The 23,026-nt window shown below is 70.6% G+C and carries 21 protein-coding genes, 2 tRNA genes and 2 pseudogenes; 13 read left to right on the forward strand and 12 right to left on the reverse strand.

What is annotated here, in order from left to right; all coding sequences use genetic code 11:
• Positions 1-109 precede the first annotated feature (109 nt).
• On the forward strand, positions 110-1,036 hold the full coding sequence (locus tag MYF83_RS29575; RefSeq protein WP_248964020.1) for a serine/threonine-protein kinase: 927 nt from the start codon (positions 110-112) through the stop codon (positions 1,034-1,036).
• Between the two features lie 77 nt (positions 1,037-1,113).
• Here the strand turns inward: MYF83_RS29575 and MYF83_RS43955 are convergent.
• Positions 1,114-1,248, reverse strand: a pseudogene (locus MYF83_RS43955) (hypothetical protein); the annotation flags it as partial.
• A gap of 201 nt (positions 1,249-1,449) precedes the next feature.
• Between MYF83_RS43955 and MYF83_RS29585 the strand changes: the two are divergent.
• Positions 1,450-1,779: pseudogene (locus tag MYF83_RS29585) on the forward strand (PPOX class F420-dependent oxidoreductase); the annotation flags it as partial.
• Positions 1,780-1,794: 15 nt separating this feature from the next.
• Positions 1,795-2,001 (forward strand): ricin-type beta-trefoil lectin domain protein, encoded by a 207-nt coding sequence (locus tag MYF83_RS29590; protein ID WP_248964022.1) that lies wholly within the window; start codon positions 1,795-1,797, stop codon positions 1,999-2,001.
• Between the two features lie 78 nt (positions 2,002-2,079).
• On the opposite strand, the gene MYF83_RS29595 is transcribed toward MYF83_RS29590, so the two are convergent.
• Positions 2,080-2,367, reverse strand: coding sequence for a hypothetical protein (locus MYF83_RS29595; RefSeq protein WP_248964023.1), 288 nt, complete (start codon positions 2,365-2,367; stop codon positions 2,080-2,082).
• Between the two features lie 421 nt (positions 2,368-2,788).
• On the opposite strand from MYF83_RS29595, the gene MYF83_RS29600 reads away from it, so the two are divergent.
• From MYF83_RS29600 to MYF83_RS29610, 3 genes are all read left to right on the forward strand, one after another.
• Positions 2,789-2,905: transfer RNA gene (locus MYF83_RS29600), tRNA-Ser, on the forward strand.
• Positions 2,906-3,116: 211 nt separating this feature from the next.
• Positions 3,117-3,184 (forward strand) — tRNA-Ser (locus tag MYF83_RS29605).
• A gap of 116 nt (positions 3,185-3,300) precedes the next feature.
• Positions 3,301-4,884: a TROVE domain-containing protein gene (locus tag MYF83_RS29610; RefSeq protein WP_308201515.1), complete on the forward strand. Its 1,584-nt coding sequence runs from the start codon at positions 3,301-3,303 to the stop codon at positions 4,882-4,884.
• Positions 4,885-4,941: 57 nt separating this feature from the next.
• Here MYF83_RS29610 and MYF83_RS29615 read toward each other — a convergent pair whose 3' ends face one another.
• Both MYF83_RS29615 and MYF83_RS29620 read right to left on the reverse strand, forming a co-directional pair.
• Positions 4,942-5,472 (reverse strand): O-acetyl-ADP-ribose deacetylase, encoded by a 531-nt coding sequence (locus tag MYF83_RS29615; protein WP_248964024.1) that lies wholly within the window; start codon positions 5,470-5,472, stop codon positions 4,942-4,944.
• Between the two features lie 100 nt (positions 5,473-5,572).
• Complete coding sequence (locus MYF83_RS29620) at positions 5,573-6,262, reverse strand: NADPH-dependent F420 reductase (RefSeq protein WP_248964025.1); 690 nt, start codon at positions 6,260-6,262, stop codon at positions 5,573-5,575.
• A 162-nt stretch (positions 6,263-6,424) separates the two neighbouring features.
• Here MYF83_RS29620 and MYF83_RS29625 point away from each other — a divergent pair, with 162 nt between their 5' ends.
• Positions 6,425-7,135, forward strand: coding sequence for a hypothetical protein (locus tag MYF83_RS29625; RefSeq protein WP_248964026.1), 711 nt, complete (start codon positions 6,425-6,427; stop codon positions 7,133-7,135).
• A 44-nt stretch (positions 7,136-7,179) separates the two neighbouring features.
• Here the strand turns inward: MYF83_RS29625 and MYF83_RS29630 are convergent, their stop codons facing one another.
• The 3 genes from MYF83_RS29630 to MYF83_RS29645 form a co-directional block, all read right to left on the reverse strand.
• Positions 7,180-7,638, reverse strand: a complete 459-nt coding sequence (locus tag MYF83_RS29630; RefSeq protein ID WP_248964027.1) for a sensor histidine kinase — start codon at positions 7,636-7,638, stop codon at positions 7,180-7,182.
• 4 nt (positions 7,639-7,642) lie between these two features.
• On the reverse strand, positions 7,643-7,927 hold the full coding sequence (locus MYF83_RS29635; RefSeq protein WP_248964028.1) for a hypothetical protein: 285 nt from the start codon (positions 7,925-7,927) through the stop codon (positions 7,643-7,645).
• Positions 7,928-8,158: 231 nt separating this feature from the next.
• A complete protein-coding gene (locus MYF83_RS29645; RefSeq protein WP_279340228.1) occupies positions 8,159-8,668 on the reverse strand; it encodes a recombinase family protein in 510 nt (169 codons plus the stop codon).
• A gap of 55 nt (positions 8,669-8,723) precedes the next feature.
• Here MYF83_RS29645 and MYF83_RS29650 point away from each other — a divergent pair, with 55 nt between their 5' ends.
• On the forward strand, positions 8,724-9,272 hold the full coding sequence (locus MYF83_RS29650; RefSeq protein ID WP_248964030.1) for an RNA polymerase sigma factor: 549 nt from the start codon (positions 8,724-8,726) through the stop codon (positions 9,270-9,272).
• Complete coding sequence (locus MYF83_RS29655) at positions 9,269-10,219, forward strand: hypothetical protein (RefSeq protein ID WP_248964031.1); 951 nt, start codon at positions 9,269-9,271, stop codon at positions 10,217-10,219. The genes MYF83_RS29650 and MYF83_RS29655 overlap by 4 nt, the downstream gene beginning before the upstream one ends.
• 192 nt (positions 10,220-10,411) lie before the next feature.
• On the opposite strand, the gene MYF83_RS29660 is transcribed toward MYF83_RS29655, so the two are convergent.
• From MYF83_RS29660 to MYF83_RS29675, 4 genes are all read right to left on the reverse strand, one after another.
• A complete protein-coding gene (locus MYF83_RS29660; RefSeq protein WP_248964032.1) occupies positions 10,412-11,719 on the reverse strand; it encodes a M1 family metallopeptidase in 1,308 nt (435 codons plus the stop codon).
• A gap of 20 nt (positions 11,720-11,739) precedes the next feature.
• Positions 11,740-15,831 carry a Pls/PosA family non-ribosomal peptide synthetase gene (locus MYF83_RS29665; protein ID WP_248964033.1) on the reverse strand — a complete coding sequence of 1,364 codons (4,092 nt, stop codon included), beginning with the start codon at positions 15,829-15,831 and terminating at the stop codon, positions 11,740-11,742.
• Between the two features lie 152 nt (positions 15,832-15,983).
• Positions 15,984-16,964 (reverse strand): phosphoribulokinase, encoded by a 981-nt coding sequence (locus MYF83_RS29670; protein ID WP_248964034.1) that lies wholly within the window; start codon positions 16,962-16,964, stop codon positions 15,984-15,986.
• Positions 16,965-17,028: 64 nt separating this feature from the next.
• On the reverse strand, positions 17,029-18,036 hold the full coding sequence (locus tag MYF83_RS29675) for a LysR substrate-binding domain-containing protein (protein WP_248964035.1): 1,008 nt from the start codon (positions 18,034-18,036) through the stop codon (positions 17,029-17,031).
• A gap of 63 nt (positions 18,037-18,099) precedes the next feature.
• On the opposite strand from MYF83_RS29675, the gene MYF83_RS29680 reads away from it, so the two are divergent.
• Positions 18,100-19,509 (forward strand): ribulose-bisphosphate carboxylase large subunit, encoded by a 1,410-nt coding sequence (locus MYF83_RS29680; protein WP_248964036.1) that lies wholly within the window; start codon positions 18,100-18,102, stop codon positions 19,507-19,509.
• Positions 19,506-19,847 (forward strand): ribulose bisphosphate carboxylase small subunit, encoded by a 342-nt coding sequence (locus tag MYF83_RS29685; protein WP_248964037.1) that lies wholly within the window; start codon positions 19,506-19,508, stop codon positions 19,845-19,847. The genes MYF83_RS29680 and MYF83_RS29685 overlap by 4 nt, the downstream gene beginning before the upstream one ends.
• Before the next feature lie 87 nt (positions 19,848-19,934).
• Here the strand turns inward: MYF83_RS29685 and MYF83_RS29690 are convergent, their stop codons facing one another.
• A complete protein-coding gene (locus tag MYF83_RS29690) occupies positions 19,935-20,879 on the reverse strand; it encodes a hypothetical protein (RefSeq protein WP_248964038.1) in 945 nt (314 codons plus the stop codon).
• Between the two features lie 349 nt (positions 20,880-21,228).
• Here MYF83_RS29690 and MYF83_RS29695 point away from each other — a divergent pair, with 349 nt between their 5' ends.
• Both MYF83_RS29695 and ppk2 read left to right on the forward strand, forming a co-directional pair.
• Entirely contained in the window at positions 21,229-22,011 is a 783-nt protein-coding gene (locus MYF83_RS29695) for an ABC transporter permease subunit (protein WP_248964039.1), read from the forward strand.
• Positions 22,012-22,083: 72 nt separating this feature from the next.
• On the forward strand, positions 22,084-22,956 hold the full coding sequence (gene ppk2 / locus MYF83_RS29700; protein WP_248964040.1) for a polyphosphate kinase 2: 873 nt from the start codon (positions 22,084-22,086) through the stop codon (positions 22,954-22,956).
• Positions 22,957-23,026 lie beyond the last annotated feature (70 nt).

Raw genomic sequence — 23,026 nt, forward strand, 5'->3', positions numbered from 1 at the left:
GGGGCGACGAGATCGACAGGAGCGCCGATCCCCGCATCGGAGTCTCGCAATGCGCTGTCGTCGGGTAATTTCACCCCGGTGGCAATGCCTCTTCGGAAAGGCGGGCCGGGTGCGGACTGTGGGAGATGGTCGCTACACGCTGGATCCGCTCTCGCGCCGTGCCGGCGGGATGGGCGAGATCTGGTTCGGCCATGACAAGCGCCTGGACCGGCCGGTCGCGATCAAGTTCATCCGGATCGACAGGCGGGAGGACGGCAGGCCCGACAAGGAGCTCACGCGGCGTTTCGTCCGGGAGGCGCGGGTCACCGCACGGCTGGAGCATCCCGGCGTTCCCATGGTCTTCGACTGCGGGACCGACGGCGAGGACCTCTATCTGGTCATGCAGCTCGTCGACGGTTGCGCCGTCTCCGACCTGCTGGACGAGATCAGCGAGGCGGGCGAGATCCCGGTCCAGTGGGCGGCCGCCATCGCCGCGCAGGTCTGCTCGGTGCTGGCCGCGGCCCATGAACGATCGCTGGTCCACCGTGACCTCAAGCCGGGCAACCTCATGCTGTGCCGCGACGGCACCGTCAAGGTGCTCGATTTCGGCGTCGCCGCGGTGCTGGCGTCCACGGAGACCAAGCTGACGCGTACCGGCGTCACCGTCGGCACCCCGGAGTACATGGCTCCGGAGCAGTTCAACGGCGGTGTCATCGGACCGCGGACCGACCTGTACTCCCTCGGTGTCGTGCTGGACGAGATGCTGACGAAGGACAACCAGTTCAAGGGCGAGAGCACGCTCGTCTCGATGCGCAATCACACCGGCCGCTCCCCGAGACCCCTGCGTGCGCGCAGACGCGACGTCCCCGAGGAGCTGGAACGGCTCGTCCTCCGGTTGCTCGCCAAGGATCCGGATGACCGGCCCGCCTCCGCCGACGAGGTGCATGCCCGGCTGCTCGGCTTCTGCCGGGAATTGCCACCGTTCCCGGGATACGTCGATGCCGCCGCCCGCTCCGCGATCCGCATGTACGCCAGCGCGCTGGGGCGCATCGGTTGATCCTCGGCGCCGCGACGGAGGCAGAACGGGTGTCCCGCCGGGTCGGCGTAGACGCGCCGGCTCCGCCTCGCGTCGCCGGGGGCGAGGAGCGTGGCGCCGTGGGCGCGAACCTGCTCGTCGGCCCGGTCGAGGTCCGTGACGCCGATGTCGAGGTGGAACTGCTGATCGGCCTGCCGCGCGGGAGCTGATCGGCCTGCCGCGCTGGAGCTGATCGGCCTGCCGCGCGGGACGTTGCGGCCGGGGGCATGGACTGGAAGCGTGAGAGCCCATGACCGTTTGGAGCCGTTTGGTGCCTGGCCTGGGGCGGTTGCGGGAGTATCGGCGCGGCTGGTTGCGGGGTGATCTGCTCGCCGGGATCACCGTGGCCGCCTACCTGGTGCCGCAGGTGATGGCGTACGCCGGCCACCGTCGATCCGAAGGGGGCGCCGCAGAACAACCCGGTGAGCTTCCGCTACAACGCCGCATCCGGCACCATCGACATCGGCGGCTACAACATGGGTGCCAGCCGGAAGTTCCGCAACATCCAGGGCAACGACCAGGTGGCCTTCGTCGTCGACGACATCGCCTCGTTCAGTCCGTGGCGGGTGCGATGCGTCGAGATCCGGGGACGCGCCGAGGCGCTGCGCGACCAGGAGCCTCCCATGCCGGGCGCCTCCAGCGAGATCATCCGCATCCATCCGCTCCGGGTCCTCAGCTTCGGGCTCGAAGGCGAGGGCGCGAAGGCGCCCGAGATCACCTCGTGAGCGCCGCCGCGGCCAATGGGTGGGCTTCAGGGTGGCGGGGCCATCCAGCTCGCCGACTGCAGCGGCAACCCGGTGCGGCAGTTCGTCCTCAGCGGCGCGGGCGACCTGGTCAACCCGCAGGCCAACAAGTGCGTGGACGTCGCCGCCTGGGGCGGCACCGGCACCCCGCTGCAGTTGTGGGAGTGCACGGGCGGCGCCAACCAGAAATGGTGGCGCGGCTGACCGGCACCTTCGCTGAGCCGGTGCCGGGGCGGTGAGCCTTCACCGCCCCGGCACCGGGCGCCGGTCGGCTGGCCGGACCTATCTGTAGCCGCCGTAGCCGTGGTGGCCGTACGGGTGATGGTGACCGTGGTGCCAATGGTGGTGGCCGTAGGGATGACCGTGGTGCCAGTGCTGGTCACCGTAGGGCTGGGCATGGTCGCATAGGCGGCCGTATTGGTCGTATTGCGGGTATTGGCCGTACGGACTCTGCTGGCAGGGGTGGCCCTGGGACAGGGAATCGGCGCCGGCCGGCTGGCCCGAAATCGCCACGGGAAGGGCAAAGCTGAACGCCACCAGAGAGGCGGCGGTGAGTGCATTCTTGAGCATGCGAAATCTCCGATGATCGAGCCCGGCTTGGCGCCTGGGCTAATACGGAGCGCCGAATCGGCTCCCGGGAAGATGCCGAATCCGACGTCTATGTCTGAAGACGCTAGCCGAGGCGACCTGGATGGGCATCCCACGGAGGCAAAAGCCGGGACCTGGATCGTCAAGCAATTCGACCAGCCGACATTTCCGATTTCGCGGGAAATGAGCGGTTTGAACCGGACTTCCGCACGCGCGCGAGGAGCGGCTGGAGGTTCTCGCCGGCGCACGCGCGTGCTGCCGCGCACGGTCCGAGCCTGGGCCGGCTCCGGTCATCGAGAGGGCCCGTAAATTCGGGTGCGTCCTGTCACGGCGATCTGTACCGTTGATCTCGAGTTCAGGGCGAAAGGAGCCGGTTTGTGATGATTGATCATCGAGAATGCGTCCGGCGCTGTTCGGTATCCCTGAGACCCGCTGCTTGGTGAACGCTTCCCCGGTGCGCAGACCGCGGATACTTCGCTCTGCTAAAGCGAGGGTCCGGGTTCGACTCCCGGCGCCGGCCCCGGCCGGTGTGGTGTAACGGCAGCACTTCTGTTCCGCGGTCGTCTCGATCTCGGGGAGCCACAACTTTATACGCACCTTCCCGGTGCGCTGACGGCGGATACTTCGAGGTTCGATCCCTTCCGGTTCCCCATAGGGAGCCATTCGCCCAGATAGGTGGGCAGGCCACCGTCGCTTCGATCTCGGGAGGGGATTCGACTTCAGAGCGTGCCCGGTGCGCAGGCAGCGGTTACTTCGAATCGAAATCGAGAGGTCGCGGGTTCGACTCCCGCCGTCTCGGGAGACCGAGGCGTAGCTCAGCCGGTTAGAGCACTATGTACCGCCGCCGACTTCGATCTCGGGCACTCACTCTGGACGACGGCTCCTCCCGGCACGACCTTTGAGAGGAGTTGTTCCATGATGGCGAAGTTCAACCGGAAGGACGCGCGTACCGTGACGTTCAGCCCGGTCACCACGGAGACGGTCCCGTCCGGCCGCACGCACGAGGGCGCCCCCGGATACGTTCGCGATGCCAAGAGCGAGCTCTTCCTCCTGGCCGTGTCGAACATGGTCGGCGAGGACACTTTCTACGAGAAGGCGCGAGGCCGGGACGAGCGTTTCCGCACCCTCGTCCACCAGGTCGCGGTCGAGGACGTCGGCTGGCTGGCCGGGTTCCTGCCCTGGCTGCGCGGCGAGGCCAACATGCGTACGGCGCCGATCGTCGCCGCGCTCGAGGCCGTCAACGCGCGTCTCGCCGCTGGGCTGGACGGTGGCAACCGGCAGCTCGTGGCGAGCGTGCTCCAGCGCGCGGACGAGCCCGGTGAGGCCCTCGCGTACTGGATCTCCACGTACGGCCGCGCGGTGCCGAAGCCGGTCAAGCGGGGCATCGTCGACGCCGTGCGCCGGCTGTACAACGAGCGGTCCCTGGTCAAGTACGACACCGACGCCAGGGGTTTCCGGTTCGGCGACGTCATCGATCTGGTCCACCCCACCCCCGACCCCGGCAGGCCGTGGCAGGGGGAGCTGTTCCGGCACGCGCTGGACCGGCGGCACGACCGCGGCAATCCCATCCCCGGTTCGCTGCGGATGCTCCGGGACCGTGCCGAGCTGCTCGCCCTGCCGGTCGCCGAGCGGCGCGGCGTCCTCGCCGACGCGGGGCGGCTCGCGTCCGCGGGGATGACGTGGGAGGCGCTCGCCGGCTGGCTCCAGGGGCCGATGGACGCGGCGGCCTGGACCGCGGTGATCCCGTCGATGGGGTATATGGCCAGGCTGCGGAACCTGCGGAACTTCGACGAGGCGGGGATCTCCGACGAGGTCGCCGAGCAGGTCGCGGCGGAGATCACCGACCCGGCCGAGGTGGCGCGGTCGCGGCAGCTTCCGTTCCGGTTCTACTCGGCCTACCGGGCGGCGCCGACGCTGCGGTGGGGCCACGCGCTGGACAAGGCGCTGACGCTGGCGACGGGCAACGTCCCGTCGTTCCGGGGCCGGACCTTGATCCTGGTCGACACCTCGGCGTCCATGTCCGGCGGGTCCATCTCGGCCCGCTCCATGGTCACGCCCGCGCAGGCCGCGGCGTTGTTCGGGGTGACCCTGGCCGTGCGCGGAGACAAGGTGGACCTGTACGGCTTCGCCGACGGCGTGTTCCGGCACGGCGTCAAGCGGGGAGCCTCCGTGCTCAAGGAAGTCGAGCGGTTCTGCGGCCGGATCGGAGAGGTGGGCCATGGCACGCGGATCGCCGCGTCGGTGCGCGCCACCTACAAGGGGCACGACCGGGTCGTGATCCTGTCGGACATGCAGACGATGAACGGCTACGGGGGCGACGTCACCGGGGCGGCGCCCGGGCATGTGCCCATGTACGGCTACAACCTGCAGGGCTACCGGCACGCGGCCATGCCGACCGGCCGCGGGAACCGCCACGAGTTCGGCGGGTTCTCCGACACCGCCTTCCGGATGATCCCCATGCTGGAGGCGGGCGCGTCGGCCTCGTGGCCGTGGCTGTAGGCCCGCGGCCACACCGGCGGGAGGAGTACGTCCACCGTGCTCCTCCCGTGCGGGGTGTCAGTCGCCGTCGGTGGGCCCGGCGGAGCTGAGCGCCTCCTCGAAGGCGGCGTGCGCCTCCGCGGTGAACAGGACGAAGCGCACGTCCTCCACCTTCGAGGGCGTGGTGCGCACGGTGGTGATCGCGATGCGGGCGGCGTCGGCCATCGGCCAGCGGTAGACCCCGGTGGATATCGCGGGGAACGAGATGCTGGTCGCGCCCAGGCCGTCGGCGACGCGGAGAGACTCGCGGTAACAGGAGGCGAGCAGCTCGGACCGGTCCTCGCTCGAGGAGAAGACCGGTCCGACCGTGTGGACGACCCACCGGGCCGGCAGGTCGCCCGCCGTGGTGGCCACGGCCTCTCCGGCCGGCAGCCCCTTGCCGTACTGCGAGGCGCGAAGCCGCCGGCACTCCGCGAGGATCGCCGGCCCACCACGCCGGTGGATCGCCCCGTCGACACCGCCGCCGCCCAGGAGTGAGGAGTTGGCCGCGTTGACGACCACATCCACCTGCTGCTCGGTGATGTCACCCTGGAACAGCGTGATCCGCATGCGAACCGTCACCTCTCACCGTCGTCGGCCCCATGCGTTGATTCTGCCCGTTCAGCCGTGCGCGGTCAGCCGTGCCCGGTCGGCCGGGCGCGGTGTCGCGTTAGCGGCGGGCGGCGGTGAGGGCGGTGCGGATGGTGTCGGCGCTCGCGGGGGAGCCGGGGTCGTCGCCCGCGATGCCGGTGCCCCGTGGGTCCTTCGCGTACGGCACGGCGTAGGCGGGGGTGTCACGCTGGAAGCGCCAGCCCTCGGCCAGCGCTCCGGCGTCGACGGCGTCGAAGCCGAGAGTGTCCAGCAGCGCGGTGGCGGCGGTCTTGGCGGCGGGGTCGTCGCCGGCGATCGGCAGGGCGGAGCGGTCGGGGGCGCCCGAGGGGCGGGCGAGGGCGGCCAGGTGCTTGAAGTAGATGTTGTTGAAAGCCTTGACGACCTTGGCGTCCGGCAGGTGCCGCTGGAGCAGTTCGCTGGTGGTGGTCTGCTCGGCGTCCAGCTCGGGGATCTGCCCGTCGCGCTGCGGATAGTAGTTGCCGGTGTCCAGGACGACCTTGCCGGCCAGCGACTCCGCCGGCACCTGCTGGTAGGCCTTCAACGGGATGGTCACCACCACCCAGTCCCCGGCGGCCGCGGCCTCGGCCGGGGTGGCGGCCCGGGCGCGCGGGCCGAGTTCCTCGACGAGCGAGGCCAGGGTGTCCGGCCCGCGGGAGTTGCTCAGGACGACGTCGAGGCCGGCGTCGACCGCCAGCCGGGCGAGCGTGCTTCCGATGTTGCCGCTGCCGATCAATCCGAGAGTTGCCATGACGGCGGCAACCACACCTACGCAGGGCTTATTCCTACATGGGAGGCGGGTTTCTCCGCGCCCGCCCTCCCAGCCGAAAAATCAGGCTTCCAGTGGCTTTCTGCGGGAGTTGCCGCGAACCGTTTCCCTGATCTACGCATCAAACGATTCATGATCGGAAATATGAGCAGAAATGCGGTGCTCGTCTCGGTGCTCGTGACGGCGCTCGTGGCCGCGCCCGCGTTCGGCGGGGCGGGTGCGGCGGAGGCGGAGACGGTCACGATTCCCAAGGGGTTCCTGCTGACCGAGGCCGAGGCCGAGGCCGCCAAGAAGCTCGCCCCCGAGGACGCGGCCGAGCAGTGGTGGGAAGTCAGCGACAAGCCGTCCAGGCAGCTCGAGCTGAACCCCTGCGGTCACCGGAAGAAGCCGCGCGACGGCCGCGTGGCGATGCGCACCATCGTGCACAGCACCAGCGCTCCCTCCTTCTACAGCGAGCAACTCGTGCTCTACCGCGACGTCAAGGCCGCCCGGGCGACGTTCAAGCGGCTCCGCGCCGAGGTGAAGCGGTGCGCCGCCGGCGGCTCGCGGGCGTACACCCTCTCCGGCACCCGGCATCGTTACGCCGTCTCCCGGACGCTCCGCATCGGAGACGAGGCGATGCTGGTCGGCGGGTACTTCTACGACAAGGGCGAGAGCGAGTCGTCGTGGGGTGAGAGGTTCGTCGTCGCCCGCCGAGGCACGGCACTGATCACCTACGCAGCCGATTCCAGCTGGAGAGACGTGTCCAAGGTGCTCGCCCGTGACGCGAAGAAGATGGCCGCGAAGGTCTGCGATCTCCCCGGCGTGTGCGGACCGGCGGCCGCCCCCCTTCCCGACCAGAGCATCAAGGTGTAGGCGAACCGTTCGCCACGCCGCAAGCCGGTTCCGGCGTTCCAAGGTCAGGCTGTTGCCGAACCACTGGTGGGCCAGTTCGTGGGCGACGAGGCGTTCCTCGCCGCGCCGGCCGTCCAGGTGGTTCCTGCCGAGTTTTCGAACGGTCCAGCCGATGCCGGATCGGTGGCGTTGCCAGGCGTGGCTGCGGGTGCCGTGGACGGCGTCTCCCGCGCCGGCAGCTTCACGATGACCTTCAGTCCGCCACCGGCCATCGGTGCCGCCTCCACCGTTCCCCGGTGCGCGCGCACGATGGACCTGACGATGGCCAGGCCCAGGCCGCTGGATTTGGCTTCTGCGGTGCGGTCGGACTGCAGCCGCTGGAACGGCTCGAACAGCCGGTCCACGTCCTCTGGGGGGATCGCGTCGCCGCTGTTGCGCACGCTGAGGACTGCGACGCCGTCCCCGCCGCTCGTCGTCACCTCGATCCAGCCACCGTGGTGGTTGTGCCGGATCGCGTTGTCCACAAGGTTACGCACCAGGCGGTCCAGCAGGACCGGGTCGCCGCTGACCGGGGGGGCGCAGGTCGGGGGTGATGGTCAGATCGGTGGTCTCCGCTTCGTGGTCCGCCTCACTCAGCGCGACGGCCGCCGCGACCGCCAGATCGTGCGGCTCCTGGGTGATCACGCCGCTGTCGCTGCGGGCGAGCGCCAGCAGGCCGTCCAACAGTCGTTCGGTGCGGCCGGTTGCGGTCAGCACGCGTTGCGCCATGGCCTCCCATTGGGCGATCGTGCTCTGCGGCTTGGCCAGTAGCACCTCGGCGCTTGGCCGGCGGTCGTACCGGTGTGGGCGACGGCGGGTGGACTCGGCGCCACCGTGCCCATCGGCGGCCTCGCCGGGCTCTACCCGGCAATCCGGGCGGCCCGACTGTCCCCGACCGAGGCACTGGCCACACTGTGACCGGGCATCGGCACCGTCCTCGGCCACCGTCGGCGGTAGCGTACACGGGCGAACGCGCCGAGCAGGGGCCAGCTATCGGTCACAGGCTCACTGAAGCCGGTTCCCGGGGTTGAGTAGCAGCGGTACAGCGGTTGGCGCTGAGATTGAGCGGCGCAGGACGGTGTGGAGCATGTCCTGGGTGATGACCGGGGGCCGTCCGCCGTGCTTGCCCTTGCGGGCGGCGGCGTCGAGTCCTTCAAGGGTGGCTTCGCGGATGTTCTCGCGTTCGGTCTCGGCCATGGCGGCGAAGAAGCCGAACAGGATGCGGCCGGGCCCGGTCGGGTCGTAGATGCCGGGCAGCGGGCCGGCGAGCATCTCCGGGACCAGGCCGTGGGCGGTGAGATGGTCGGCGAGCGCGGTGAGTTCGGCGGCGTCGCGGCCCAGGCGCTTCATCTCATACACGGTGAGGATGACCCGGCAGTGTGGGGCGGCGCCCTCTTGATCTCGCTCCGGGAATGGACCGTTTCTGAGATCGCAAGGTGCGCACGCTTCGGGTGTGCTTCCGACACGCGAAATTCTTTTGGGATTGGCAAGTAATGATGGGTTCGCTCCGCACATAGGGAGGATGTCCGTATTTCGCGCTGACAAAGGAAACCGCTCATGGGAATCACCCGTGGATAACGCACGGCTGGCCAGGTTCGAGGCCGTCTATCGGGAGACATATGGCCAGATCAGGGCCTATGCCGCGCGTCGCTGCGACTCGCCGCAGGATGCCGCGGACGTGGTCGCGGAGACCTTCACCGTCGCCTGGCGGCGGATGGACGAGCTGCCACCAGGGGAAGAGGCCACGCTGTGGTTGTACGGCGTGGCACGCAAAGTGCTGGCCAACCATCACCGTAGCGAGGCCCGCCGCCAGGCCCGCAGCGTCGAGCTCGACGCCAAGATGGCCGACCTCTACGCGGACTCCCCCGACAGCGGAGGCGAACTGAAAGCGATCGCCCAGATCTTCCGGACCCTGCCCGATGACGACCGCGAATTGCTGTCACTGGTCGCCTGGGAGGGCCTGGACCGCCAAGAGATCGCCACGGCGATGGGCCTGTCGCGCAACGCCGTACGCGTCAGGCTTCACCGCGCCCGCAGGCGCTTTTCCCGCGCGCTCACCGAGGCGGGCATTCATTCGACGCCAAAAAGCCGGCCGGTACCGGCGGAGAGGTCGCTGTGAAGAACACCGACGAGATCGACGCGATGACAAGAGCGCTGGCCCGGGTCCAGCCCGGACAGCCGGTAGGCGACCCATCCGACCCGGAGGCACGGACGCTCCTGGCCTTGATCACGGCCGAGGAGCCCGCCACAGCCGTCGGCGAGCCGCGCCGTGCCCGCCACCACGGTCCCCGGCGCCTCGTCCTGGTGGCGGCCGCGGCCGTGCTCGCCACGGGCATCGTGGTCGGCCCGAGCCTGCTGGGGAACGGCCGCGGCGTGGCCACCTCCTACGCCAGCTCGGAGATCGAGATCCAGCGGGAGGGCGACGAGTACGTCGCCCGTATCAAGGACCCCTACGCCGACCACCAGAAGTACCGCGAGGCGTTCAAGGCGCTCGGCCTGGACGTCGACGTGCGCATCGTCCCCGTAGCGCCGGGCAAAGTGGGCCAGGAAGTGACGGGGTTCCAGGACGGTGTGCGCAAATCCGGGAAGGAGTGGACCTCCCCCTCCGGCATGGAGGACCGCGACGGGAAACCGTGCATGGCGCAGCAGAAGGGCTGCTACCTGGTGCTCCGTGTTCCGGCCGACCTGACCGGGAAGGCATATCTCAGGCTGGGACGCCAGGCCAACCCCGGAGAGGCCTACGATGAGGACGGAGGGACGATCGCCACCACCAAGGGAGGCTCGCTCGCCGGGTACCGGGTGGATGAGAAGACCGTGGGCGAGGTCGTGCCGGAGATTGAGAAGCGCGGCCTGAAGGTCACCTACCTGATCATGACTGTCGGCCCCGGGAACCCGGGCGGCTTCGGCATCGACCCGGACAAGCAAAGTGTCCCCGTCGGCAAGGACTGGGTCGTCTGGGAGGCGGAAGAAGCCGCCTCGGACACGGTCCGACTGCTCGTCACCGACAAGCGCTACGACAAGAACCCCGTCTACGGCGGCCCGCGCGACAACGTCATCACCGACTGACCACGAAACTGCCGTGCGGCTCGGGGTCCGAGGAACATCGGGACCGATCGTGCGCTAAGCGTTTGTCCTGGTGAACCCCGGTTTAACCACCAGTGATCATTTGCCCGAGCCTTCGGCCGAGCTGGTGGGGGTGCCCGTCGGCGCGAGGGTCTCCACGCTGGCCCGGTCCCGGCGAGCACCGTCCGGCGCAGGTCAACGGTGCTCGGCCGGGAGGCGTTCGGTGTGCAGCCATGAGGTGAAGAGCGGGTCGAGCGGGGTGGTGGCGTAGCGGTCGGCCAGGCGGGTGAACCGGTCGGTGGTGACGGCGCCGTGCTGGTAGGTGGTCGTCCACTCGCGCAGCATGGGGAAGAACGCCTCGTCGCCGAGAGCGCGCCGCAGGGCGTGCACGGTGAGCGCGCCACGTTTGTAGACGCGGTCGTCGAAGAGCCGCCGGGCGCCGGGGTCGGCCAGCACGAAGTCCTGGGGGAGTCGCGACAGCTTGCGGTGCCAGCGAGCGGCGAGCGCGTCGGCGGTCTCACCTCCCGAGGCCTCCGACCACAGCCACTCCGCGTAGCTGGCGAACCCTTCGTGCAGCCAGATCTCGCGCCAGGACTCCAAGGTCAGGCTGTTGCCGAACCACTGGTGGGCCAGTTCGTGGGCGACGAGGCGTTCCTCGCCGCGCCGGCCGTCCACGTGGTTCCTGCCGAAGATCGACATTCCCTGGGCCTCGACCGGGATCTCCAGGTCGTCGTCGGCCACCACCACGGTGTAGGCGGCGAACGGGTAGGGGCCGAACCGCTCGGTGAAGAGCGCGAGCATCTGCTGCTGCCGGCCGAAGTCGAGACGGACCCGCGACGCGAGCCGGGAGGGGAAGAACAGCCGCTGCGGCACCGGGCCGGACACCTCGGCCGTCTGGTACCGCCCGATCTGCACGCTCGCCAGATAGGTCGCCATCGGTTCGGCCTGCTCGTACACCCAGGTGGTGGTGGACGCGGCGCGGCGTTTGCCGGCCAGGCGGCCGTTGGCGACGACCTCGTACGCCGATGCGGTGGTGACCGAGATGCGAAAGGTGGACTTGTCGCCCGGCCGGTCGTTGCACGGGAACCACGACGGCGCCCCGGTCGGCTGGCTCGCGACGATCACACCGTCGCTGAGCTGCTCCCAGCCCAGCCCGCCCCAGTGGCTCGGCACCGGGCGGGGGTTCCCCCCGTACCGGATCTCCACGACGAACAGCGTGCCTTCTTGCAGAGTCCGCGCGGGGGTGACGCGCAGTTTGTCGCCGTGCTGGGTGAAACGCGCGGGTAGGCCGTCGACCAGTACCGCGGTGGCCCGAAGACCGGCGAGGTCGAGGGCGAACCAGCTCAGCGCCCCGGCCGCGAACGCCGAGATCGTCGCCGACGCGCGGAGCCGGTTGGCGACGACGCGGTACTCCAGGGCCAGGTCGTAGTGCTCGACCCAGTAGCCCTCGTTGCCCCGTTCCGGAAAGTAGGGGTGGCCACAGGTACCCGATGCCACGCTCACGATCGGTCTTGCCTTCCGGATCATCTCGACGAGGGCGGGGACCACGCCGTGATCGGGTTTCCGAACCAGCGGGTCCGCGGAGGCACGGTCTCGCCGCGCATCACGAGGGATGCCGGTCCGATCGTGGTGTCCTCCCCGATTGTCGCGGCGGGAAGGACGACTCCATGCGGTCCGAGTGTCGCCCCGTTCCGCAGCACGACCCTATCGATGCTCATGACGCGATCGTGGAAGAGGTGGGTCTGCAGCACGCAGCCCCGGTTGACGCTGGAGCCGTCACCCACCTGGACGAGATCCGCTTCGGGCAGCCAGTAGGTGTCGCACCACACCCCGCGCCCGACGCTCGCCCCGAGCGACCGTAGCCACAGGTTAAGGGGAGCGGTCCCCAGCCAGGCCTCGGCGAACCACGGTGCGGCGAGCACCTCGACGAAGTTGTCGGCGAGCTCGTTGCGCCAGACGAACGAGCTCCACAGCGGGCGGTTCCCCGCGGTGATCCTGCCGAGGAGCGCCCATTTGGCCGCGGTGGTGATCGCGGCGGCCAGCACTCCGGCACCCGCCAGCATGATCCCCACCAGCAGCGCCGCGACCGCGAAGCCCCTCGAGGCGGCGAGGAACTCAAGGGTCGCCGCGACGAGCACGGTCAGCGCGACCGTGAACATCGCGGGGACGATCCGGCAGATCTCCACCGTGGCCCGGGCGGCCTTGAGCCGGCGCGGCGGGTCGTAGGTGCGGTTCCGGTCTCCGTCCTCGGCCGTCCTGCGCAACTCCACGGGCGGCATGCCGAGGTAGGACGACCCCGCCTTGGCCTTCTTCGGCGCGGCCGACAGGACGCCCACCAGGCCGTCCTTCGGCACCTTGCGGCCCGGAGCGGTCATGCCGGAGTTGCCGAGGAAGGCGCGCTTGCCGATGCGCACCTGGTCGACGCGCATGCTGCCGTTGACCAGCTCGTACGGGGCGACCATCGTGTCGTCGGCGAGGAACGCCCCGTCGCCGACGGTCGTCATCGTGGGCAGTGCGAGCACCGTCGACAGCTCGACGTCGCGGCCGACCTTCATGCCCAGGGCGCGTAGCCACGCGGGGGTGAGGATGCTGGCGTACAGCGGGAAGAGCCAGACGCGGGCCGCGGCCATCAGCCGGCCGGTCGCCCACGCCTGCCAGGCCTGGCGGCTGTGCACCGGATGCTGCCCGGGGCGAAGGCCGACGCCGAGCAGCCGCACGCAGAGGACGATGACCAGGGCGAAGGCGGCCAGTGAGGTCACCGTGGCCGGCGCGACCCCGTAGAGCGCGGCGGGCAGTGCCTCCCCGAGCGTGGCGGCGTCGCGTACGAACCCCTGGAGCACGATGAGGCCGCAGAGGGCGGCGACGACCGGGATCAGGCTCAAGAAGATCGCGGACAGGCCGTACGTCAGTTCCCAGCGCTTGGAGCGCGGCGGCCGGTCCGAGGGGCGGAAACGTCGCGCCTTGCCCTGCCGGGTGGCGGGCGCGCCCGCCCAGCGCTCACCCGACGGGACCGCGCCTTCGACCACCGCCCCCGGGGCCACCTGCGCGTTCTTGCCGACGCGCGCGCCGGGGAGCAAGGTCGCGCGCGCGCCGACCGTGGCGGCGGCGCCGATGCGGATCTCACCGACGCGCAGGAGGTCGCCGTCCAGCCAGTACCCGTGCAGGTCGACCTCGGGCTCGATCGCGGCGTTCTTCCCCAGCTTGAGCATTCCGGTCACCGGCGGCAGCGTGTGCAGGTCGGTGTCCTCGCCGATCTGCGCTCCGAGCGCCCGCGCGTAACGGGCGACCCATGGCGCGCCGGACAGCTGGCCCACCCCGATCTGGGCGGCGAACTGCTCGGCGAACCACAACCGCAGATGTGTGCGCCCGCCGCGGGGATAGGCGCCGGGTTTCAGGCCGCGCAGCAGCACCCGGGCGACCCCCGCCGCGATGCCCATCCGTCCCCACGGTGAGATGAACAGCAGCCAGCCGGCCAGCACCCACCACCACGAGACCGTCGGAGCCCAGGGAAACGACACGACGTTGTTCAGCGTGGCGAGGCCGACGATCCAGCGCATGCCGCCGATGGTGAGCAGCGGCACCATCAGTGCCGTCTGCGCCAGCGCGGCGCGGCGCGGCACCGGTGTCACGGTGCGGTTCGCGGTCGTGGCCTCCGGCGTGCCGAGTGCGGACAGGCGTGCGGCGAGTGCCCCCAGCGTGGGGTTCTCGTAGACGTCGCCGACCGCGGCGGCGGGGTACCGGGTGCGCAGGGCGGTCACCAGCCTGGCGACGGCGAGGCTCGTGCCGCCCTGGACGAAGAAGTCGGCGTCCCGGTCGCCGGCGTCCATGCCGAGGATGTCGGCCCACTGCCTCGCCACCCACGCCTCGGTGCCGGACAGCCCGGTCGCGGCCGCGTCGCGGGTGGCCGCACCGCCGGCCGACGGCCACGGGAGGGCATCGCGGTCGATCTTCCCGGAGGTGCGGGTCGGCAGGGAGTCGACGAGCACGATCCGCGGGACCAGCGCGGCGGGCAGCGCCTCCGCCAGCCGGTCGCGGGCGGTCGCCTGGTCGAAGTCCGCACCGGGGACGACGTAACCGATCAGAAGCTGATGCCCCGAGCCGGTTGTGCGGACCGCGGCGGCGGCTCCCATCACGCCCGGCAGTGACTGGATCGCGGTGTCGATCTCTCCCAGCTCGATGCGCCGGCCGCCGAGCTTGATCTGCTCGTCCGCCCGCCCGACGAAGACCAGGCCCTGCCGCTCCGCCTTCACCAGGTCGCCGCTGCGGTAGGCGCGATCCCAGCCGAGGGAGCGGAGCGGGGCGTACTTCTCCTCGTCCTTGCCGGTGTCCAGGTAGCGGGCGAGGCCGACGCCGCCGATGACGAGCTGGCCGGTCTCGCCCATGGCGACGGGTTCGTCCCGCTCGTTGACCACGGCGAGATCCCAGCCGTCGAGCGGCAGGCCGATCCGTACTTGTCCCTGGCCGCCCAGCGGAGCGGCGCACGCGACGACGGTGGCCTCGGTCGGGCCGTAGGTGTTCCACACCTCACGTCCCGGCACGGCCAGCCGCTCGGCCAGCTCGGGCGGGCACGCCTCGCCGCCGAAGATCAGCAAACGCACGTCGTCGAGGGTCTCGACCGGCCACAGCGCCGCCAGCGTCGGCACCGTGGACACGACCGTGACGCCCCTGTCGACCAGCCAGGGGCCGAGATCCATGCCGCTGCGTACGAGCGCCCGGGGAGCGGCGACGAGGCAGGCGCCGTGCCGCCAGGCCAGCCACATCTCCTCACAGGACGCGTCGAAGGCCACGGACAGCCCCGCCAGGACGCGGTCGCCGGGGCCGATGGGCTCCTCCGCCAGGAACAGGCGGGCCTCGGCGTCGACGAACGCCGCGGCGCTGCGATGGGTCACGGCGACGCCCTTGGGCTTGCCGGTGGACCCCGACGTGAAGATGATCCAGGCGTCGTCGTCCAGGCCGGGACGCCTGTCCCGCTCGTCCAGGCCAGGACGCCCGTCCTGCCCGTCCAGGCCGGGACGCCCCTCCCGCCCGTCCTGGTCCTGCTCGTCGTGATCGTCCTGCGCTGAAGGGCCGCTGGAGGTGCCGCGCACGGTGATCACGCGGTCGGCGCCGATGACCGCGCGGGCCTCCGCCTCGGTGAAGACGAGCTCGGCCCGCTCATCGGGATCGTCGGCGTCGACGGGGACGTATGCCGCGCCGGCCGTCAGCACCGCGAGGATCGCGACATAGAGGCCGGTGGTGCCCGACGGCACGCGCACGCCCACGCGGTCGCCGGGTCGCACATCCGCGTCCCGGAGTTCCTCGGCCAGCCGCGCCACCTCGGCGCTCAGGCCCCGGTAGTCGAGGCAGGCCGACCCGTCGTCGAGCGCGGGCATGCGCGGGTACCGGCGGGTCGTCTCGGCGAGGATGTCCACCAGCGTCCGAGGCGGTGGAGCCGCCTCCCCGGCCAGGAAGACCGCCGGCGCCGCCAGGGCCGCGCGCGGCGCGCCCGGGGGGCGTGCCGTCCGGTGGCGGCCGTCCGGCGCCGCGAGTTCCATACCGGCAGCGAGGGCGATCGTCTCGCCGGCCGTGCCGCGCGGCGCATGGTTCTGGTCGGTCTCCACCGGCAGCGGACGCAATTACTCTCCCCTGAGTGCCAGGACGATCGTCCAGGTCTTCGTCACGGGCGAGGGGATCGCGGTATCGCGCTGATCACCATGCTTCGGTTCCGAACCGGCCCGACTGACGCCATAGGCATCGCACGAGCATATAACTCTCGTCGTGTTCCGCCCTATTCCTGGCGATCTCGCGGCCGGCCGGCCGGCGCCCCCGCGGCATCTTCCGGCCGTGCCCGGACGCACTCCCACTCGTCGACGCCCATCAGGCTCAGGAGGTGGTAGAGCAGGATGAGCTGCACCAGCCGGAGGGGTTCGTCCCGGGTGCCGTCGAGCAGGCCCAGGGAGTCCGGCAGCGGGCCGGGTTTGCCCAGGTCGTCCCAGATCGCCGCGGCGACGGCGTCGCCCGAGGACGTGGGGAGCGCGCGGCTGATGTGGAGTGCGTCGGCGGGGATGCCGTCCGGGTCGCGGGTCAGTGCCAGGGTCACCCCGTCAACCCCGGTCTCGCTGAGGATCCGCGCGAAGTCGGGGTGCCGGATCGTCGGCCGGAGCAGCACCGACGCCCCGGTGCGGGCGAACTCCACGACGATGTCGGCGTTCCGCCGTTGCGGCCGGACGTACCGGTCGGCCTCCGGTTCCCTGCGTTCCAGCTCGGAGATCACCTGGTCGTGGGTGTAGCCGCGCTTGAGGGTGTCCCGGGCGATCTTCCATTGCCGGCGGACCTCCTCGGGCGGGGAGAGGTAGACGGTCACGTCGAAGCAGGCCCGCAGGAGCTTGGTGTGCAGCGGGAGCAGCCCTTCCACGATCACCAGGGGGTGCGGCTCGACCAGCTCGGGCCGGATGAGCTCGCCGTGGCCGTGGTCGTAGACGGGCTTGAGGATGGGCCGGCCGAGCGCGAGCAGCCGCAGGTGCTGCTCCATGATCTGGACGTAGTTGCAGGACGGGTGCAGGGGGGTGAACGGCAGCGAGCGCCGTTCGGCCCGGTCGTACCGGTGGTAGTCGTCGACGCAGAGGGAGATGCTGCGCTCGCTACCCAGTGCGGCGACGAGGCCGCGTGTGAGCGTGGTCTTCCCGGCGGCGCTGTCACCGGCGATGGCGATCATGATGGGCCGTACGGCCTCGTCCGCGCGCCTGATCCGCATCAGCTTGTCGGGCATTACCCGAAGGTAACTTCGAGCCGTGGAACCGTCTTCCCTGTGCTGTACGAAAGAAGTTCCCGATTCATTTCCCCTGAAAATCGGTGAATTCTCCGCCTGAGAGTAAATATCGGACGAACAGCGTGGCGGTCGCGGGCAGCCGGCCGGGGTGGGCCACCAGGTGCCAGTCCCTGCGCAGCGGCGTTCCCGGCGTGCTCCGCACCGCCATCGCGCCCGACGCGAGGTCGCGGATGACGGCGTCCCGCGACATCAGGCTCACGCCGAGCCCCGCGATCACCGCCTCCCGGATGGCCGTGTTCGAGCCGATCGTCAGCGTGGGCGGGGAGATGTTCAGCTCGTCGAGCAGCACCTCGGCGGTCGCGCGGGTGCCGGATCCAGGCTCGCGCAGCAGCCACGTCCGCCCGGCCAGCCACCGCCTGCGCTCCTCCCACGCCCCCGCGTCATGGTCCTCCGGCCCGCCCGCGTCATGGTCCTCCGGCCCGCCCGCGTCGCGGGCCTCGGTCCCGCCCGCCTCGTGCTCCTGCGGACTGTCCGCGTCGTGGTCCTCCTCCCACCCCGAGCCGGCGCCGGGGGTGACGACGACGAGCTCGTTCGGGCGCACGGCGAGCACGGCCCGGCCCTTCGGCGGGCGGCCTCCGATGAGGAGGTCCACCTCGCGGTGGTCCAGGAGCTCGTGCACCCGCTCCCTGTTGCCGATGCGCAGGGTGACGCGGACGCGAGGGTGGGCCTGGCGGAAGCCGCGCAGGAACCGGGGGACCAGCTGCTCGCCGGCCGGGGTGACCGCCGCGATCCTCAGCTCGCCCCCCTCGGGGTCGGACTCGCCGGCCGCGGCCGCCTGCCCCGCCTCCAGCAGCCCCAGCGCCTGCCGTACGTACCCGGCATAGGTCTCGCCGGACTCGGTCAGCTCCAGCCCGCGCCCCGCCGGCCGTACGAGCTGGAGGCCCAGCGACCGCTGCAGCGCCACCAAGGACGCCGAGACCGCCGACTCCGTCACGACGAGCCGCTTGGCGGCGCTCTTCACCGACCCCGTCTCGACGACGGCGAGGAACGTACGCAGCTGAGTCAAGGTCATGCTTGATAGTGCTCCGTCAACTGTCAATGGACAACTGGACGGTCAGCGGTGACCGTTGACGGCATGGACCGCTTGAGTTCGGGGGTCATCCCCTACGCGAAGCTCGGTTACCACGATCCGGACTACGTGCCGAAGGACACCGACGTGCTGTGCGCCTTCCGGATCACCCCGCAGCCGGGAGTGTCGCCCGAGGAGGCGGCGGCCGCGGTGGCCGGCGAGTCCTCCACGGCGACCTGGACGGTCGTGTGGACCGACCGGCTGACGGCGTACGACCACTACCAGGCGAAGGCGTACCGGGTCGACGAGGTGCGGCCCGGCGAGTACATCGCCTACATCGCCTACGACATCGACCTGTTCGAGGAGGGATCGATCCCCAACCTGACGTCCTCCATCATCGGCAACGTCTTCGGGTTCAAGGCCGTGAAGGCGTTGCGGCTGGAGGACACGCGCATCCCGCTGGCGTACGTCAAGACGTTCCAGGGCCCGCCGCACGGCATCGTGATGGAGCGGGAGATCCTCGGCAAGTACGGCAGGCCGCTGCTGGGCGCCACGATCAAGCCCAAGCTCGGGCTGTCCGCGCGCAACTACGGCCGGGTCGTCTTCGACGCGCTCAGAGGCGGGCTCGACTTCACCAAGGACGACGAGAACATCAACTCCCAGCCCTTCATGCGCTGGCGGGACCGGTTCCAGTTCGTCACCGAGGCGGTGAACCGGGCGATGGACCGGACCGGCGAGATCAAGGGTCACTACCTGAACTGCACCGCCGCGACCATGGAGCAGATGTACGAGCGGGCCGCCTTCGCCAAGGAACTCGGCAGCCCGATCATCATGATCGACCTGACGATCGGGTTCACCGCGATGGGGTCGATGGCCAGGTGGGCCAGGGACAACGGCGTGCTGCTGCACCTGCACCGCGCCGGGCACTCCACCTATACGCGGCAGAAGAACCACGGCGTCAACTTCCGCGTCCTCGCCAAGTGGTCGCGCCTGCTCGGCGTCGACCACCTGCACGCGGGAACCGTCGTCGGCAAGCTCGAGGGCGACGCCGCGACGACCAAGGGGTACTACGCGACCTGCCGCGACTCCTTCACCCCCGTGTCCGCCGAGCACGGCATCTACTTCGACCAGGACTGGGGCTCGATGCCCGGCGTCATGCCGGTCGCCTCCGGAGGCATCCACGCCGCGCAGATGCACGACCTGGTCCACCACCTCGGCGAGGACGTCGTCCTGCAGTTCGGCGGCGGCACGATCGGCCACCCGATGGGGGTCGCGGCCGGCGCCACCGGCAACCGGGTCGCGCTGGAGGCCGTCGTCAAGGCGCGCAACGAGGGCCGCGACCTCGCCACCGAAGGCCCCGACATCCTGAAGGAAGCCGCCAAGCACTCACCCGAGCTCGCCGCCGCCCTCGCGACCTGGGGAGACGTCGAGTTCGCCTACGAGTCCACCGACCGACCCGACGGAGCGCCGGCATGAGAGTGACCCAGGGAGCCTTCTCCTACCTTCCCGAGCTGACCGACGAGGAGATCCTCGCCCAGCTTCGCTACGCCATCGGACGGGGCTGGGCCGTGGGGGTCGAGCACACGACCGACCCCCATCCCCGCAACGTCTACTGGGACATGTGGGCGCTGCCGCTGTTCGACCTGGCCGACGCCCGCGTGGCGTTGGACCAGGTCAACGAGTGCCGCACCGCCCACCCGGCCGGCTATGTACGGGTGAGCGCGTATGACGCGTCGCTCGGACGCCAGACCACGGCGCTGTCCTTCATCGTCCAGCGCCCACCCGTGGAGGTGTCACCCGCCCCCGGCCGCTAACAAGCCCCGTCACGGGCGGAGACGGCAGGAACAATCCATGTGTGTCGCCCATGTTCGTCGCGTTTGACCACGCGTTTCAGCGGTCGCTCATCGCGCCGCGGCGGGCGCCTCGCGTTCCTGGCGCCGCCGCGCCGCCGCGTCGAGCAGTTCGGCCACCGTGCGCCGGGCGGCGGCGCCGTCCCTGCCGTTCTCCGGCTCCCCGCGGAGCTCGCGGAGCCGGTGGAGCAGCTCCAGGTGCACCCGCCCGGCCTCGCCGCGGGCGACGCGCAGCAGTAGCGCGTCCTTCTCCGGCCCCGGCAGGCTCGCGATCGACTCGGCGTGCTCCCGAAGCTCGTCGCGGGTGGCGGTCAGCTCGGGAGCGGCCTCGGCGGCGGTCGCGAGCAGGTCGGGGTCGAGCCGCAGGAAGCCGGCGAGTGCCTGCTGGGACGCGGTCAGCGAGCCCAGGCCCGCCGGCACCGGTGGTTCCGGCTCGGCCTCGAAGTCATCGTCGAAGGCGTCCTCGTCGCGTTCCCAGGTGCCGACGGCGGACAGCCAGGCCAGGTAGAGGGGGCGCAGGTCGCCGGAGGCCAGCTCGCCGCGGACGCCGGCGATGGCGGAGAGCGAGACCTCCCCGCCCCTGTCCGGGGCGACGTCCTGGTCCCCGGCGCCGTCCCAGGCGTCCTCGTCGTCTTCGTCGTCTTCGTCGTCTTCGTCGTCTTCGCTTCGGAGGTCCAGGATGATGTGCTCGCCCGAGACCCACGCCTCGACCTGCTCGTCCAGGAGGTACTCGCGCGCGGCGCCGAGGTCGAAAAGCTCCTTCGGCAGCCGCAGCATCACCTCACGGGTGCCCCAGTCGGTGACGTGGAGATGGGCGTCGTAGTAGCGCTCCATCATCTGGCGCGGGTCGCCGCCGAAGTCACCGAACTCGTAGTGGTTGGTGAAGCTCGTCGCGGTGAGCTCGGCACGGGTGGACAGGCCCCGGACCTCGGCCTGCTCGGCGGACGTCAGCGGGCGGTCCAGCGCCAGGAACTCGTAATACTGGTACTCGCTCATCGATCAGGGAACCCGGTGCCGGCAGGCGCCGTCGTGGCGGTCGGTGGTGGTCTCCATCGTGAGGGCGTCCAGTACGGCCCGGTTCGTGGTCACGGCCGCCGAGCATAGCCGAGGCCGACCGGCGCTGTGATCCACTTCGGAGGGGCGCTGTGATCCACTTCGGGAGAGCGCCGCCCCGGGCGGCGGGCCGTGCGGTCGTGCGGGTGAGGGTCCCGCGGCTCCGCCTGGAGGAGGTCGTTCCCTGGTCTTAGTAGGTGCTCGAGAGTTCAGGCGCTCGTCCGATGCGCGCCGGCCCGTACTGCGAGAGCGTCGCTTCTCGAACGTCGCCGGCACCACCAGAGGAGACCTCTTGAACACCGATGTCCTGCGCGCGGAGTGGATCAAAGTCCGCTCGGTGCGCTCCACCTACTACACCCTCGGCGTGGCCCTCGGAGGCATCCTGCTCGGTGTCGCGGTCGCCTGGTCGGCGGTGGCGGCGTTCGACGGCGCCCCGCCCGCCATGCGGGCCACGGCCAGGGTCGCGAACCTGGAGGAGGTGGTCGTGCTGGTCCCGCAGCTGTGCCTGGGGATACTCGGTGTGCTGGCGATCACCTCCGAGTACGGCACCGAGATGATCGCGACCAGCCTGATGGCGGTGCCCCGGCGGTGGCCGATGCTCGCGGCCAAGGCCTGCGTCCTGGCCGCCATCGGCCTGGTCACCGGACCGCTGGTCGTGTTCGGGACGTACTTCGCGAGCCGGTCGATCATCGGCGACCGGTTCAACGGCGCCTACCTCACCCCCGTGGGCGACAAGGTGGCCCTGCTCGCCGTCTCGGGGCTCTCGGTCGTCGTGTTCGCCCTGCTCGGCCTGGGCCTGGCCACGGTGCTGCGCTCCACGGCGGGGGCCATCGTCATCGTGGTCGGGCTGGTGTACGTGGTGCCGATGGTCGCGGGCAACCTGCCCGAGCCGTGGAGCGAGCGGCTGGGCTCGGTCATGCTGCCCGGGCTGCCCCGCCAGATCGTCGGAGAGGCCAACGACCACTCGGTGTTCGGGTCGCTGCTGTCCCCGGCCGGGGCGGTGGCCGTGCTGGTCGCGTACGCGCTCCTGCCGCTGGCCGCGGGCGCCCTGCTCCTGCGGCGCAGAGACGCCTGAAGGTCGGGAACGGCAGGATGGGCGGTAGGCGCCGGCGGCGCCGGGTGGAGCCGAAGCGAGGAGGCGGTCGCGGTGGGCGGAAAGAAGGACGCGGGAGCCGGCAAGAAGGACGCGGGAGCCGGCAAGAAGAACGGAGGGAGCGGCAAGAAGCAGGGGCGGCTCCCTCGGCAGGTCTACGAGGCCGAGCTGTACCGGCTGCAGGCCGAGCTGGTGAAGCTGCAGGAGTGGGTGCGGGTCGAGGGCGCGCGCCTGGTCGTCCTCTTCGAGGGCAGGGACGCCGCGGGCAAGGGGAGCACCATCAAGCGGGTGACCGAGTACCTGAACCCCCGGGTCGCCCGCATCGCGGCGCTTCCCGTGCCCGGCGAGCGGCAGCGCACCCAGTGGTACTTCCAGCGTTACGTCGAGCATCTGCCCGCCGCCGGGGAGATCGTGCTGTTCGACCGCAGCTGGTACAACCGTGCCGGCGTGGAGCGGGTGATGGGGTTCTGCACTCCTGAGGAGTACACCCGGTTCCTGCACCAGTGCCCCGTGTTCGAGCGGTTACTGGTGGAGGACGGCATCCTGTTGCGCAAGTACTGGTTCTCGGTCAGCGACGCCGAGCAGGAGCGCCGCTTCCGGTCCCGCCTGCAGGACCCGATGCGGCGCTGGAAGCTCTCCCCGATGGACATGGAGTCGATCACCCGCTGGGAGGACTACTCGCGGGCCAAGGACGAGATGCTGGTGCACACCGATGTCCTGGAGGCGCCGTGGTACGAGGTGGAGAGCGAGGACAAGAGGAGCGCGAGAATCAACATGATCGCCCACCTGCTGTCCAGCATTCCCTATTACGAGGTCCAGCGGCCCCCGTTGACGCTGCCGCCGCGTCCGCCGTCCTCGGGATACCAGCGGCTGCCGCGCAACGAGCGCAATCGCGTTCCCGACCACGCCGCCACGTTGAAGCGGTGAGAATGACGGTCGATTTCCAGTTCCGCGATTCCCGATTCGATGCGACAACGCTCAATGTGGCGCCGGCCGG

It is taken from the genome of Sphaerisporangium perillae (genome assembly GCF_023276435.1).
GTDB classification, from domain to species: Bacteria; Actinomycetota; Actinomycetes; order Streptosporangiales; family Streptosporangiaceae; genus Sphaerisporangium; species Sphaerisporangium perillae.

Bases quoted from the DNA above. Each gene is read 5' to 3' on its own strand.
- MYF83_RS29590 (WP_248964022.1), top strand. From the start codon at position 1,795: ATGGGTGGGCTTCAGGGTGGCGGGGCCATCCAGCTCGCCGACTGCAGC.
- MYF83_RS29595 (WP_248964023.1), bottom strand. From the start codon at position 2,367: ATGCTCAAGAATGCACTCACCGCCGCCTCTCTGGTGGCGTTCAGCTTT.
- MYF83_RS29610 (WP_308201515.1), top strand. From the start codon at position 3,301: ATGATGGCGAAGTTCAACCGGAAGGACGCGCGTACCGTGACGTTCAGC.
- MYF83_RS29615 (WP_248964024.1), bottom strand. From the start codon at position 5,472: ATGCGGATCACGCTGTTCCAGGGTGACATCACCGAGCAGCAGGTGGAT.
- MYF83_RS29620 (WP_248964025.1), bottom strand. From the start codon at position 6,262: ATGGCAACTCTCGGATTGATCGGCAGCGGCAACATCGGAAGCACGCTC.
- MYF83_RS29625 (WP_248964026.1), top strand. From the start codon at position 6,425: ATGAGCAGAAATGCGGTGCTCGTCTCGGTGCTCGTGACGGCGCTCGTG.
- MYF83_RS29645 (WP_279340228.1), bottom strand. From the start codon at position 8,668: ATGTGCGGAGCGAACCCATCATTACTTGCCAATCCCAAAAGAATTTCG.
- MYF83_RS29670 (WP_248964034.1), bottom strand. From the start codon at position 16,964: ATGCCCGACAAGCTGATGCGGATCAGGCGCGCGGACGAGGCCGTACGG.
- MYF83_RS29675 (WP_248964035.1), bottom strand. From the start codon at position 18,036: ATGACCTTGACTCAGCTGCGTACGTTCCTCGCCGTCGTCGAGACGGGG.
- MYF83_RS29680 (WP_248964036.1), top strand. From the start codon at position 18,100: ATGGACCGCTTGAGTTCGGGGGTCATCCCCTACGCGAAGCTCGGTTAC.
- MYF83_RS29685 (WP_248964037.1), top strand. From the start codon at position 19,506: ATGAGAGTGACCCAGGGAGCCTTCTCCTACCTTCCCGAGCTGACCGAC.
- MYF83_RS29690 (WP_248964038.1), bottom strand. From the start codon at position 20,879: ATGAGCGAGTACCAGTATTACGAGTTCCTGGCGCTGGACCGCCCGCTG.